Below are 13763 nucleotides of genomic sequence, written 5' to 3'. Positions count from 1 at the left end.
TGCCACCGACAACGGCGGCGGGCCGGTGGGACGTGTTGTCCCACCGGCCCGCCGAAATCGCTTCGTTCGCGGCAGCGTTACGCGTCGACCTTCTCCATGACCTCGTCGCTGACGTCGAAGTTGGCGAAGACGTTCTGCACGTCGTCGCTGTCCTCGAGCGCGTCGATCAGCTTGAAGATCTTCTTGGCGCCCTCCTCGTCCAGTTCGACCTGGACGGACGGCACGAAGCTGGAGTCGGCGGAGTCGTAGTCGATCCCGGCGTCCTGGAGGGCGGTGCGGACCGCGACCAGGTCGGTGGCCTCGCTGATGACCTCGAAGGACTCACCGAGGTCGTTGACCTCCTCGGCGCCCGCGTCCAGGACGGCACCCAGGACGTCGTCCTCGGTCAGCTCGCCCTTGGGGACGATGATGACGCCCTTGCGGCTGAACATGTACGACACGGAGCCCGGGTCGGCCATGTTGCCGCCGTTGCGGGTCATGGCGACGCGCACGTCGGAGGCAGCGCGGTTGCGGTTGTCGGTGAGGCACTCGATGAGCACCGCGACGCCGTTCGGGCCGTAGCCCTCGTACATGATCGTCTCGTAGTCGGCGCCACCGGCCTCGAGACCGCCGCCGCGCTTGATCGCGGAGTCGATGTTCTTGTTCGGCACCGACTGCTTCTTGGCCTTCTGCACGGCGTCGTACAGCGTCGGGTTGCCTTCGAGGTCGACACCGCCCATACGCGCAGCGACCTCGATGTTCTTGATCAGCTTCGCGAAGAGCTTGCCGCGCTTGGCGTCGATCACGGCCTTCTTGTGCTTCGTCGTGGCCCATTTAGAGTGGCCGGACATCTGCCTGTCTCCTTCGCGTAACCCATCTATGAACGAACGCCAGAGATCCTACAAGGACTCCGGCGTTACTCCGCTGTCCGGTTCGCGCGCACCATGTCGACGAACAGGGAGTGCACGCGGTGGTCGCCGGTCAGTTCCGGATGGAACGACGTGGCGAGCGCGTTGCCCTGGCGGACCGCGACGATGTGGCCGTCGTGCTCGGCGAGCACCTCGGTCTCGGCACCGACGGACTCCACCCACGGGGCGCGGATGAAGACGCCCTCTACAGGATCGCCCTCGACGCCCCGGACGTCGACCGCCGCTTCGAAGGACTCGTTCTGCCGTCCGAAGGCGTTGCGGCGCACGATCATGTCGATGCCGCCGATGGTCTCCTGGCCCGAGCGCGGGTCGAGGATCTTGTCGGCGAGCATGATCATGCCCGCGCAGGTGCCGTAGACGGGCATTCCGGCACGCACGCGCGCGCGTAGCGGGTCCATCACGCCGAAGAGGACGGCCAGCTTGGAGATGGTGGTGGACTCGCCGCCGGGGATGACGAGGCCGTCCACCTCGGCGAGTTCCTCGGGGCGCCTGACCGGCCTGGCCACGGCGTCGGCCGCGGCCAGGGCGATGAGGTGCTCCCGTACGTCGCCCTGGAGGGCCAGGACGCCTATGACGGGGGTGTTCATGTGATCCAGTGCCTTACCAGCCGCGGTTGGCGTAGCGCTCGGTCTCGGGCAGGGTGTCGCAGTTGATCCCGACCATGGCCTCGCCGAGGTTGCGGGACGCGTCCGCGATGATCTTGGGGTCGTCGTAGAAGGTGGTCGCCTTCACGATGGCGGCGGCGCGCTTGGCCGGGTCGCCGGACTTGAAGATGCCGGAGCCGACGAAGACGCCCTCGGCGCCGAGCTGACGCATCAGGGCCGCGTCGGCCGGGGTGGCGACACCGCCTGCGGAGAACAGCACCACGGGGAGCTTGCCGAGCTCGGCGACCTCCTTGACCAGCTCGTACGGGGCGCGCAGGTCCTTGGCGGCGGCGTACAGCTCGTTGTTGTCGAAGCCGCGCAGCTTGGCGATCTCGTTCTTGATCTGGCGCAGGTGGCGGACGGCCTCGACGACGTTGCCGGTGCCGGCCTCGCCCTTGGAGCGGATCATGGCCGCGCCCTCGGCGATGCGGCGCAGGGCCTCGCCCAGGTTGGTGGCACCGCAGACGAAGGGGGTGGTGAACGCCCACTTGTCGGAGTGGTTGACCTCGTCGGCCGGGGTCAGGACCTCGGACTCGTCGATGTAGTCGACGCCGAGCGACTGCAGCACCTGCGCCTCGACGAAGTGGCCGATGCGGGACTTGGCCATGACCGGGATGGAGACGGCCTCGATGATGCCCTCGATCATGTCCGGGTCGGACATCCGGGCCACGCCGCCGTCCTTGCGGATGTCGGCCGGGACCCGCTCCAGGGCCATGACGGCGACGGCGCCCGCGTCCTCGGCGATCTTCGCCTGCTCCGGCGTGACGACGTCCATGATCACGCCACCCTTGAGCTGCTCGGCCATTCCGCGCTTCACGCGCGCGGTGCCGGTCTCGGGGGCCTGGTTTTCGGAGAGCGTGCTGGACACGGGTTGACCTCACTGAGTGAAAGAAGGCTTCTGCAGGCACCGAGGAAACGTGAGTGGACCAGTCCACGGCAAGGGCCAATGGGAAGCCGGTGGATCCTTTTCGGGGCCGCGGTGGTGTTACGGCTGCTGGGCGACCCGGTCGGCCAGCGCCGCCGGTGCCTCGTCGTCCATCTCGAAGGCCATCGGGAAGGGGGCGTGGCCGGCCAGACGGAACCAGCGGACCTTGCGGTGCTCGCGCAGACGGCGGGCCGCACCCACCGCGTCGTTGTGGAAGCGGCGGGCCATCGGGACCCGTCGTACGGCCTCGGTGAGCTCGTGGGCGGCCGCTTCCCCGCCGGGTGCCTCGCGGACCGCCTCCACCTGGGGTGCCTCCGCGAAGACGGCCCGCAGCGCCTGGCTCAACTCGCTCTCGGCGACCTCCCGTTGCTCCTCCTCGGCCTGCCGGGCGGCGTGCGCCGCCTCGTACAGGACGATCGAGGCCGCCGGGTCGAGGACACCGGAGGTGGCGAGTTCCTGGGCCACGGAGGCCCTGCGCAGCAGCTGTGCGTCGAGCGCGGCCCGGGCGGCGTCGATACGGGCGTGCAGCCGGTCCAGGCGGCCCGCCGTCCAGCTCAGGTAGAGGCCGATCGCCAGGAGGGCGACGAGGATCCAGATGAGTGTTGCGGTCACGGGCCGCAACCCTACGCTCCGCCGGGTCGGCCGAAAGACGTGCGAGGCATCGATGTGACCGTCCCTGGGGGCCGGCGCCCCCGGACCCCCGCTTCGGCCCGGACGGCCTCGTCCTCAGACGCCGGACCAGGCCGGTTCGACCAACCGGCGCCCGCAGGCGCCCCTCAGTCCCGTGCCAGACCCAGCCGCGACCGAAGGCCCGGTCCCCGCTCGTCCTCCGCCGCCGCGACCGCGGCCGCTCCCGCCGTCACCGTCTCGTACACCGACAGGATGTCCGCGCCGACCGTCGACCAGTCGAAACGCCGTACGTGGGCGCTGCCCCGCTCGCGCAGCTCCGCCCGGCGCTCCGGGTCCCCCAGCAGCCGCAGGGCCGCCTCGGCCAGTGCGTCGGAGTCCTCGTTGGCGAACAGCTCGCCGGCCGCGCCCTGGTCCAGGACCTGGGCGAAGGCGTCCAGGTCGGAGGCGAGCACGGGGGCGCCCGCGGACATGGCCTCGACGAGGATGATCCCGAAGCTCTCGCCGCCGGTGTTCGGCGCCACGTACAGGTCGATGCTGCGCAGGAAGCGGGCCTTGTCCTCGTCGCTGACCATGCCGAGGAACTCCACGCGGGGGCGCAGTTCGGCGGGCAGCGACTCGACCGCCTCCTCCTCGTCCCCGCGCCCGGCGACCAGCAGCCGGGTCTGCGGGCGCTCGGCGAGGATCCTGGGCAGCGCCTTCATCAGCACCGGAAGGCCCTTGCGGGGCTCGTCGATGCGGCCGATGAAGCCGATGGTGTCGCCCTGCCACTGGGCCTTGGGCTTGGCCCGGGCGAAGAAGTCGACGTCGACGCCGTTCGGGATGACGACCGCATCGCCGCCGAGGTGTTCCACCAGTGTGCGGCGGGCGTACTCGCTCACCGCGATCCGGGCGCTGATCTTCTCCAGGGCCGCCTGGAGGATCGAGTAGGCGGCGATCATCGCCCGCGAGCGCGGGTTGGAGGTGTGGAAGGTGGCCACGATCGGGCCGGACGCGGCCCAGCAGGTCAGCAGGCCGAGGGAGGGCGAGGTCGGCTCGTGGATGTGGACGACGTCGAACGCGCCGTCGTGCAGCCAGCGCCGGACCCGGGCGGCGCTCAGGAAGCCGAAGTTCAGCCGGGCCACCGAGCCGTTGTACGGCACCGGGACCGCGCGTCCGGCCGAGACGACGTACGGCGGCAGGGGGGTGTCGTCGTCGGCGGGGGCCAGGACCGACACCTCGTGGCCCAGGCGGATGAAGTACTCGGCGAGGTCGCGGATGTGGAACTGGACGCCGCCCGGCACGTCCCAGGAGTACGGGCAGACGATGCCGATCCTCACGACGTGCCCTTCTCGGGTGCCGGGGGTTTCCTCGCGGGATCGAGGTCCTTGAGCCACAAGCGCTGGAGCATGTGCCAGTCCTCCGGATGGTCGGCGATGCCGGTGGCGAAGGCATCAGCCAGCGCCTGTGTCATGACAGACGTCTTTTCGGCCCGGCCACCTGTCTCGGGTACCTCGACCGGCGGGTGCACACGCCCCTGCATGACGGGCGAGTCGTCGTACCAGAGTGTGACCGGCAGGAGCAGCGCGCCGGTCTGCTGGGCGAGGAGGGCGGGGCCGGCCGGCATCCGGGTGGCTTCGCCGAAGAACTCGACCTCGACGCCCGAGGACGACAGGTCGCGCTCGGCGACCAGGCAGACCAGCCCCCCGTCACGCAGCCGCCGGGCGAGCGTGCCGAAGGCGGTGCCGCCGCTGTGCGGCAGGACCTCCATGCCGAGGCCCTCGCGGTAGGCGACGAAGCGGTCGTAGAGGGTCTCGGGCTTGAGGCGCTCGGCGACCGTCGTGAACGGCGTCTCCAGCTTGGTGGTGACCCAGGCCCCGGCGAGGTCCCAGTTGGCCATGTGCGGCAGCGCCAGGATGACGCCCTGGTCGGAGGCGATCCCGTCGGTCAGGTAGTGCACGTCCTTGGGGTCGAAACCGGCCTTTATCCGCTCGGCGCTCCACGCCGGGAGCCGGAAGGACTCCATCCAGTAGCGCAGGTACGAGCGCATGCCCGCGCGCGAGAGCTCGGCGAGGCGCTCCGGGCTCGCATCGGGCACCACGCGCGCGTAGTTGCTCTCCAGGCGCTGCACGCCCTTGCCGCGCTGCTTCCAGGCCAGGTCGGCGATGGAGCGGCCCAGCCGTACGGCGACCGGCTCCGGGAGCTTCTTGACGGTGCCCCAGCCGAGGCCGTACAGAGCGTCCGTCAGCTGATCGCGAGGGCTCACTTCGCCGCCTCGCTCCCCTGTGAGGCGTTCTCCGGGGCGGCCGCCGCGGCCTCCGCCTCCGCCGACTCGCGACGGACGGTGACCACCCGCTGGATCAGCGTGACCAGGCTGCCGACGGCGACGATCCACAGCGCGACCGGCAGCAGGTACTGGATGCCCGGCACACCGAACTTGTGCAGTCCGGCGAACCCTGCCGCGACCAGCGAGATGACCAGGCGCTCGGCACGCTCGACGAGACCGTTGACGGCGACCGGCAGGCCGATCGACTCGCCGCGGGCCTTGGTGTACGACACCACCTGGCCGCTGGCCAGGCAGAAGATCGAGACGGCGCACAGGACGTTGTCGTTGCCGCTCCCCGCGTACCAGAGGGCGAAACCGCCGAAGATCGCGCCGTCGGCCACCCGGTCGAGCGTGGAGTCCAGGAAGGCGCCCCAGCGGCTGGTGCGGCCCAGCTGGCGCGCCATGTTGCCGTCGACCAGGTCGGAGAACACGAACAGCGTGATCACGACCGTGCCCCAGAAGAACTCACCCCGGGGGTAGAAGACCAGTGCGCCCGCGATCACGCCGGCGGTGCCGAGGAGCGTGACCGTGTCGGGGCTGACGCCCCGGCGGATGAGAAACGCGGCGAACGGCGTGAGGACACGCGTGAAGAATGCACGCGCGTACTTGTTCAGCATGGCCTTCCCGACGGTCGGTGTGGCCGCGGCCCCTGCTGGCCTCCGGCTGGCCCATCGTAGCCACGCGCGCGCATGTGCGACTGCCGGGCACCCGGACGTCTGCGGGGAGATCCGGCGGACGGCCCGGGCGGACGGCGGGCGGCGCGATCGCGTCCTTCGTATGGACGCACCGTGACGGGAGTGGAAAGCTCGAAGGACCGCGGGCGTCATCGGAGCCGCCACCGCACGCGGCCCGGCATGCCCGCGCCCACAGTGACCTCACCGTGCACGGGAGGCAAGGCCATGGGCGACAAGGCAAGCGCACACCCCGGAGCCGCCGGCAGGGCTACAGCGGCCGACCACCCCGCGTCCGTACGGAATGTGGTGCTGGTCGGCCACAGCGGATCGGGCAAGACGACACTGGTGGAAGCTCTCGCGCTCACCGCGGGAGCAGTGAACCGGGCGGGCCGCGTGGAGGACGGCGGTACCGTCTCCGACTACGACGAGATCGAGCACCGGCAGCAACGCTCGGTGCAGCTCTCCCTGGTGCCGGTCGAATGGGACGGCATCAAGGTCAATCTTCTCGACACCCCCGGATACGCGGACTTCGTCGGGGAGCTGCGGGCCGGTCTGCGAGCGGCGGACGCGGCCCTTTTCGTCGTCTCGGCCGCCGACGGCGTGGACGGCTCGACCCGCATGGTGTGGGAGGAGTGCGCGGCCGTCGGCATGCCACGGGCCATCGTGATCACCCACCTGGAGGCCGCCCGGGCGGACTTCGAGGAGATGACGCGGACCTGCGCGGAGGCCTTCGGCGGGGACGATCCCGACGCCGTGCTCCCGCTCTACCTGCCGCTGCACGGCCCGCAGGGGCCGGACGGGCACGCGCCCGTGACGGGGCTGACCGGGCTGTTGTCGCAGAAGGTCTTCGACTACTCGTCCGGCGAGCGCAAGGAGTCGGAGCCGGGTGAGGACCAGCTGCCTCCGATCGAGGAGGCCCGCAACCGGCTGATCGAGGGGATCATCTCGGAGAGCGAGGACGAGACCCTCATGGACCGCTATCTGGGCGGCGAGCAGATCGACGTCAAGACGCTCGTCGAGGACCTGGAGCGGGCCGTCGCACGCGGGGTCTTCTTCCCGGTCCTGGCCGCCGCCCCCGCGGCCGGAGGCGCCCACCAGGGGCTCGGCACCGTCGAACTGCTGGAGTTGATCACGGGCGGCTTCCCGACGCCGTTCGAGCACCCCACGCCCGGGGTCACCACGACCGACGGAAAGCCGCGCGAGCTGAAGGCCTGCGACACGGACGGCCCGCTGGTCGCCGAGGTCATACGCACCACGTCCGACCCCTACGTCGGCCGGATCTCGCTGGTCCGCGTCTTCTCCGGCACGCTGCGCCCCGACGAGACGGTGCACGTGTCCGGGCACGGGCTCGCGGACCGCGGGCACGAGGACCACGACGTCGACGAGCGCATCGGCGCCCTCTCCACCCCCTTCGGCAAGCAGCAGCGCACCGTGACACACGCCATCGCGGGCGATCTGGTGTGCGTGGCGAAGCTGAACCGCGCGGAGACCGGCGACACCCTCTCGGCCAAGGACGACCCGCTGCTCATGGAGCCGTGGCAGATGCCCGACCCGCTGCTGCCGCTCGCCATCCAGGCACACAGCAAGGCGGACGAGGACAAGCTCTCGCAGGGTCTTTCCCGGCTCGTCGCCGAGGACCCGACCATGCGGCTCGAACAGAACCAGGACACCCACCAGGTGGTCCTGTGGTGCCTGGGCGAGGCGCACGCGGACGTCGCGCTGGAACGGTTGCGCAGCCGCTACGGCGTCCAGGTCGACGTGATCCCGCACAAGGTCTCCCTGCGGGAGACGTTCGCGAGCAAGGCGGGCGGCCGCGGCCGCCATGTGAAGCAGTCCGGCGGGCACGGGCAGTACGCGATCTGCGAGATCGAGGTGGAGCCGCTGCCCGGCGGCTCGGGCATCGAGTTCGTGGACAAGGTCGTCGGCGGCGCGGTGCCGCGGCAGTTCATCCCGTCGGTCGAGAAGGGCATAAGGGCCCAGGCCGCCAAGGGGGTTGCCGCGGGCTACCCGCTCATCGACGTCCGGGTGACCCTGCTGGACGGCAAGGCGCACTCCGTGGACTCCTCGGACGCGGCCTTCCAGACGGCCGGCGCGCTGGCGCTGCGGGAGGCGGCGGCCGAGGTGAAGATCCATCTGCTGGAACCGGTGGCCGAGGTGACCGTCCTGGTCGGCGACGAGTACGTGGGCGCCGTGATGAGCGACCTGTCCGGACGGCGCGGCCGGGTGCTGGGCACGGAACAGACCACTGGAAACCGCACACTCATTCGGGCCGAGGTGCCGGAGATCGAGATCGGACGGTACGCCGTGGACCTGCGTTCCCTCTCGCACGGCACCGCGCGCTTCAACCGCGCCTACGCGCGGCACGAGCCCATGCCTCCGCAGATCGCAGAAAGGATCCGTGAAGAGGCGCGCGACGCCTCGTAGTTGGCGCCGGGCGCTTCCAAGTCGCTTTTGTGGAACGCTCCCCTCCGTCGGCGGGCGGCTTCGGCCGTCCGCCGACGAATGTCAGTGCCTGCGGATACGCTGATGACTGATCAAGTTGTCGGGCGAACACCGTGACGACCTGATCAACAGGTGTGCGGAGCAAGGAAGTCGGGAAAGCCGCAGAAGCGACGTCGGCGGCGATCGGGGGCGGGAATGACCGTTGAGAGCGGCTACGGGGACATCTTCGGCCCCCAGGTGCCCCGCACGGGCAACGAGGGCCAGACGGCCACGTTCGCGCTGGCCTCCGCGGCCTACCGGGACAACCCGGTCGCGGACATCAAGAAGGCGGACAACGAGTGGCATCAGACCACCGTCAAACCCGGCCTGAAGTGGGCGCGGATATTCCGGCCCAACCTGGGTGAGGCCTTCTCGCGGGCGGTGGTGGACCGCATGGTGGGGTCCGGCCGCAAGCCGCTCATCCAGTCCTTCGGCGCCGAGCCGCCGGTCGTCGTCGAGCACTGCCTGGCGGCCAACAACATCCGCAAGGACCGCGACAATCTGCTGACCATCGTGATGGTGCTGTGCGGCCTGCTGTTCCTGCCCGGCCTCCTGGTCTGGCTGCTGGTCTTCTCGATCCGCACCACCGTCGCCAGGCGTGACGACAAGCGGGCCGGGGCGCTGGCCACCACCCTGCTGGTCGCGGTGGGCGCGCTCGCCGTGATCTTCCTGATCCGCATGCCGTTCACGGGCTTCTGGGCCTGGTATGCGCGGGCCTCGGTGGTCATGCCCGTGATCGGCTGGTTCTGGGCCAGGCAGATCTGCGAGCGGACGGCGAAGGACCTGCGCGAGCGATGGGACAGCCTGCTCGCGGGCAGCAGCATCGGGGCCAAGGTGCCCGAGGCGGTGCCGACCAGCCCGGGCGAGACCAAGGCGGACGCGCTGCGTCAGTCGCTGGCCAAGCTGAGCGCAGAGCAGCAGTCCAACTCCGTGTTCTACGCCGGCCCGAAGGGCATCCTCGGCATGGGCACCCGCTGGGGCAGCTGGCAGCTCGCTGAGGACCTGGTGCCCGCCGACCCGACCCGGGAGATCCACCCCTTCCGCAGCTGGGACGTCGTCCGCTCGATCCACGACCAGCTGCGCATGCTGGAGCGCAACACGCTCAACACCGGCGGCTTCCCGACCCCCTCCGTACGGCACTGGATCGTCACGCCGATCGGCGAGGGCGCGAAGGAGGTCTCCCGGCCCGAGGGCACGGACGTGGACGCGTACCAGGTCAAGTCCCACGCGATACAGGACATCTGCAACAAGCAGCAGTTCGGCGCGGGCGACCGCCACTACCTGGGCGTGCAGTGGACCCTGTGGGACGGGCAGCTGGTCATCACCATGATGATCACGGTCACCGTGCTGCACGAGACGCTGCGCATCGAGGTCACCGGGCATGCGCTCGGTCCCGTGAACTCCCTGTTCACCAGCAAGCCCGAGGCGCCGACCAAGGAGGTCCAGAAGTCGTTCAAGCCGTGGGAGACCCGGAAGGTGTCCCTCCCGCTGGTCACCACCGACGAGGTCGTACGACTGGCCGTCCGCGCTCCGCTCTCCTGGTACCCGCCCCTGCTGAACTGGCTGGGCGGCACGATAGCCCTGCCCGAGCCCTTCGGCCTCCGGCACGCCTGGGCCGACCAGCCCTGGCGCCACCGCTTCATGGCCGACGACGCGCTGCGCGCCGCCACACCGGTGCTGCGGGTGGTGCACGCGGCGGCGATACGGGTCCTTCAGGAGAACGGCGTGGACACGGAGAAGTTCGGCACGAGGTCGGCGTTCCTGAGCACGCAGATCCAGGACCCCACGCCCAAGAAGGCGGACGTGTACGACGCGTAGGGCCTACGCCGAGGGCCAGGCCTCTGCCAGCATCTTCCGGGTGTCCGCCAGCAGCTGCGGCAGCACCCTCGTGTGGCCGACGACCGGCATGAAGTTCGTGTCGCCGCCCCAGCGCGGGACGATGTGCTGGTGGAGGTGGGCCGCGATGCCGGCGCCCGCGACCGTGCCCTGGTTCATGCCGATGTTGAAGCCGTGGGCGCCGGAGGCGGTGCGCAGGGCCGTCATGGCCTGCTTGCTGAGGGCGGCCAGCTCGACGGTCTCGGCGTCCGTGAGGTCCGTGTAGTCGGCGACATGGCGGTAGGGGACGACCATGAGGTGGCCGCCGTTGTACGGGTACAGGTTGAGCACGGCGTAGACCTGCTCACCGCGCCGGACGATCAGCCCGTCCTCGTCGGACTTGGCGGGGATGGAGCAGAAGGGACAGCCGTCGTCGGCACCGGGGCCGGTCGGCTTGTTCTCGCCCTGGATGTAGGCCATCCGGTGGGGCGTCCACAGGCGCTGGAACGCGTCCTGGACCCCTACTCCCAACTGCTGCTCGGGCTCACTCGTCATGCCATGCAGCATATTGCGTCGCCCGTTCGCGGCGTGTCGGCGGGGTTGTGCGAAAAGCCCGCCGGGCCAAGCTGGGCCGGTGGACGATGACACTCGCGCAGATCGCTGGGAGCAGCGGACCGAGCTTCCGCTCGCCGTGGCGTCCCTGGCCTTCCTCGCCTCGTACGCGGTCCGCGTCCTGGCACCCGGTCTGACGGACCCCGTGCAGGACCTGGCTCTCGTGGTGCTGCTGGCCTCCTGGGCGTTGTTCGCCTTCAACTACGCGGTGCTCTGGCGACTGAGCGGGCAGGGGCACAGGTTCGTGCGGAAGCACTTGCTGGACACGGCCGTGCTGGTCCTGCCGCTGCTGCGGCCCCTTCGGATCGTCAAGGTCTACGAGGCCATGCAGCGACGGCACGGAAAGCCCCGGCTCGCGCTGCACGCGCGCGTGATCGCGTACTCCGGGCTGGCGACGGTGCTGCTCGGCTTCGCCGGTGCCCTCGCCGTCTACCAGCAGGAACGCGGGGCGCCCGGCGCGTCCATGAAGACGTTCGGGGACGCCGTCTGGTGGGCCTGCGCGACCCTCACCACCGTCGGCTACGGCGACATCACCCCGGTGACCCCGCTGGGCCGGCTGATCGCGGTCGGGATGATGGCCATCGGTCTGGCCCTGCTGGGTGCGGTGACCGGCACCTTCGCCTCGTGGCTGCTGCAGGTCTTCGCCAGGGAGGACGACGAAAGGCCCCCGGGGATCTGACTCCCCAGGGGCCCACGACATACCGGTTCAGACCTGAGTCCGCTCCTCCACGACCTTCGCGATCTTGGCGATGGCCTCGTCGAACGGGATGCCGTTCTCCTGCGAGCCGTCGCGGTAGCGGAAGGAGACGGAACCGGCCGACATGTCCTCGTCGCCCGCGATGACCATGAAGGGCACCTTCTGCTTCTGGGCGTTGCGGATCTTCTTCTGCATGCGGTCGGAGGAGGAGTCGACCTCGACCCGCAAGCCCTGCTTCTTCGCGGCCGCGGCGAACTTCTCCAGGTACTCCACGTGCCCGTCTCCGATCGGGATGCCGACCGCCTGCACCGGGGCCAGCCAGGCCGGGAAGGCGCCCGCGTAGTGCTCCAGGAGCACCGCGAAGAACCGCTCGATCGAACCGAACAGCGCGCGGTGGATCATGACCGGGCGCTGCTTGGAGCCGTCCGGACCCGTGTACTCCAGGTCGAAGCGCTCCGGCAGGTTGAAGTCGAGCTGGATCGTCGACATCTGCCAGGTGCGGCCGATGGCGTCCTTGGTCTGGACGGAGATCTTCGGGCCGTAGAAGGCGGCGCCGCCCGGGTCGGGCACCAGGGGCAGGCCCTGCTTCTCGGCGACCTGGCGCAGCGTCTCCGTGGCCTCCTCCCAGACCTCGTCCGAGCCGACGAACTTCTCCGGGTCCTTGGTGGACAGCTCCAGGTAGAAGTCGGTCAGGCCGTAGTCGCGCAGCAGGCCGAGGACGAAGGTGAGCGTCTTGTCGAGCTCCTCCGACATCTGCTCACGGGTGCAGTAGATGTGCGCGTCGTCCTGGGTGAAGCCGCGGGCGCGGGTCAGGCCGTGCACGACGCCCGACTTCTCGTACCGGTACACGGTCCCGAACTCGAAGAGGCGCAGCGGCAGTTCGCGGTAGGAGCGGCCGCGCGCGTCGAAGATCAGGTTGTGCATCGGGCAGTTCATGGGCTTGAGGTAGTAGTCCACGCCCTCGTCGAGCTGCATGGGGGGGTACATGCCCTCGGCGTACCAGTCGAGGTGCCCGGACGTCTCGAAGAGCTTCCCCTTCGTGGCGTGCGGGGTGTAGACGAACTCGTAGCCCTCCTCCTCGTGCCGGCGGCGCGAGTAGTCCTCCATCACCCGGCGGACGATGCCGCCCTTGGGGTGGAAGACGGCGAGGCCGGAGCCGATCTGCTCCGGGATGGAGAACAGGTCGAGCTCGCTGCCCAGCTTGCGGTGGTCGCGCTTCTCGGCCTCGGCGAGGAAGTCGAGGTAGCCCTTGAGCTCGTCCTTGGACGGCCAGGCGGTGCCGTAGATGCGCTGGAGCATCGGGTTCTTCTCGCTGCCGCGCCAGTAGGCGGCCGCGTTGCGCATCAGCTTGAACGCCGGGATGTTGCGGGTGGAGGGCAGGTGGGGACCGCGGCAGAGGTCCTTCCAGCACAGCTCGCCGGTCTTGGCGTCCAGGTTGTCGTAGATCGTCAGCTCACCGGCGCCGACCTCGACGTCCGCGCCGTCGTCGCTCGACGCCGAGCCCTTGAGGCCGATCAGCTCCAGCTTGTACGGCTCGTCCGCCAGCTCCTCGCGGGCCGCCTCGTCGGTCACCACACGACGGGCGAACCTCTGCCCGCGCTTCTGGATCTCCTGCATCTTCTTCTCGATGGCCTTGAGATCCTCGGGCGTGAACGGCTTCTCGACGTCGAAGTCGTAGTAGAAGCCGTCCTTGACCGGCGGGCCGATGCCCAGCTTGGCCTCAGGGAACAGCTCCTGCACGGCCTGCGCCATCACATGCGCGGTGGAGTGGCGCAGGATGTTCAGACCGTCCTCGGAGGAGATCTCCACCGGCTCCACGACCTCGCCCTCGGCCGGCGTGTACGCCAGGTCCTTGAGCTCGCCGCCCACGCGCGCGGCGACGATCGAGCGCTCGCCGGCGAAGAGCTCGGCGGCCGTAGTGCCCGTCGTCACCACGCGCTCTTCCCGCTCGGAATCGCGTTGGATGATCACACGGACGTCTGACACCGGTCTCTCCTGACTGAAGGTGGAGTGCGGCGCCATACCAGGAGCGCGCGCAAGAGAGGATCGTACCGACCCCGACCCTCCGACCGCGA

The 13763-nt window shown here is 69.9% G+C and carries 12 protein-coding genes; 3 read left to right on the top strand and 9 right to left on the bottom strand.

Annotation, left to right across the window (positions count from 1 at the left end; genetic code table 11):
- Positions 1–77: 77 nt before the first annotated feature.
- From ACWC1K_RS39815 to pgsA, 7 genes are all read right to left on the bottom strand, one after another.
- Positions 78–830, bottom strand: coding sequence for a YebC/PmpR family DNA-binding transcriptional regulator (locus tag ACWC1K_RS39815; RefSeq protein WP_344405749.1), 753 nt, complete (start codon positions 828–830; stop codon positions 78–80).
- 65 nt (positions 831–895) lie between these two features.
- Complete coding sequence (pdxT, locus tag ACWC1K_RS39810) at positions 896–1495, bottom strand: pyridoxal 5'-phosphate synthase glutaminase subunit PdxT (protein ID WP_450837935.1); 600 nt, start codon at positions 1493–1495, stop codon at positions 896–898.
- Between the two features lie 13 nt (positions 1496–1508).
- Positions 1509–2420, bottom strand: coding sequence for a pyridoxal 5'-phosphate synthase lyase subunit PdxS (gene pdxS / locus ACWC1K_RS39805; protein WP_450837933.1), 912 nt, complete (start codon positions 2418–2420; stop codon positions 1509–1511).
- Between the two features lie 117 nt (positions 2421–2537).
- On the bottom strand, positions 2538–3089 hold the full coding sequence (locus ACWC1K_RS39800) for a hypothetical protein (RefSeq protein ID WP_450837931.1): 552 nt from the start codon (positions 3087–3089) through the stop codon (positions 2538–2540).
- A gap of 164 nt (positions 3090–3253) precedes the next feature.
- A complete protein-coding gene (locus ACWC1K_RS39795; protein WP_450837930.1) occupies positions 3254–4423 on the bottom strand; it encodes a glycosyltransferase family 4 protein in 1170 nt (389 codons plus the stop codon).
- Complete coding sequence (locus tag ACWC1K_RS39790) at positions 4420–5349, bottom strand: phosphatidylinositol mannoside acyltransferase (RefSeq protein ID WP_450837928.1); 930 nt, start codon at positions 5347–5349, stop codon at positions 4420–4422. The genes ACWC1K_RS39795 and ACWC1K_RS39790 overlap by 4 nt, the downstream gene beginning before the upstream one ends.
- Entirely contained in the window at positions 5346–6026 is a 681-nt protein-coding gene (pgsA, locus tag ACWC1K_RS39785) for a phosphatidylinositol phosphate synthase (RefSeq protein ID WP_030949426.1), read from the bottom strand. The genes ACWC1K_RS39790 and pgsA overlap by 4 nt, the downstream gene beginning before the upstream one ends.
- 282 nt (positions 6027–6308) lie before the next feature.
- Between pgsA and ACWC1K_RS39780 the strand changes: the two genes are divergently transcribed.
- A complete protein-coding gene (locus ACWC1K_RS39780; protein WP_450837927.1) occupies positions 6309–8507 on the top strand; it encodes an elongation factor G-like protein EF-G2 in 2199 nt (732 codons plus the stop codon).
- A 213-nt stretch (positions 8508–8720) separates the two neighbouring features.
- Positions 8721–10382: a hypothetical protein gene (locus tag ACWC1K_RS39775; RefSeq protein ID WP_450837925.1), complete on the top strand. Its 1662-nt coding sequence runs from the start codon at positions 8721–8723 to the stop codon at positions 10380–10382.
- 3 nt (positions 10383–10385) lie between these two features.
- On the opposite strand, the gene ACWC1K_RS39770 is transcribed toward ACWC1K_RS39775, so the two are convergent.
- Entirely contained in the window at positions 10386–10946 is a 561-nt protein-coding gene (locus tag ACWC1K_RS39770) for an HIT family protein (protein WP_450837923.1), read from the bottom strand.
- A gap of 67 nt (positions 10947–11013) precedes the next feature.
- Here ACWC1K_RS39770 and ACWC1K_RS39765 point away from each other — a divergent pair, with 67 nt between their 5' ends.
- On the top strand, positions 11014–11670 hold the full coding sequence (locus ACWC1K_RS39765) for an ion channel (protein ID WP_450837922.1): 657 nt from the start codon (positions 11014–11016) through the stop codon (positions 11668–11670).
- 27 nt (positions 11671–11697) lie between these two features.
- Here the strand turns inward: ACWC1K_RS39765 and thrS are convergent, their stop codons facing one another.
- Positions 11698–13674 carry a threonine--tRNA ligase gene (thrS, locus tag ACWC1K_RS39760; RefSeq protein WP_450837921.1) on the bottom strand — a complete coding sequence of 659 codons (1977 nt, stop codon included), beginning with the start codon at positions 13672–13674 and terminating at the stop codon, positions 11698–11700.
- Positions 13675–13763 lie beyond the last annotated feature (89 nt).

It is taken from the genome of Streptomyces sp. NPDC001492 (genome assembly GCF_053597275.1).
The sequence above is the reverse complement of the archived record's forward strand: the minus strand, read 5'-3'. Positions and strand labels throughout refer to the sequence as shown.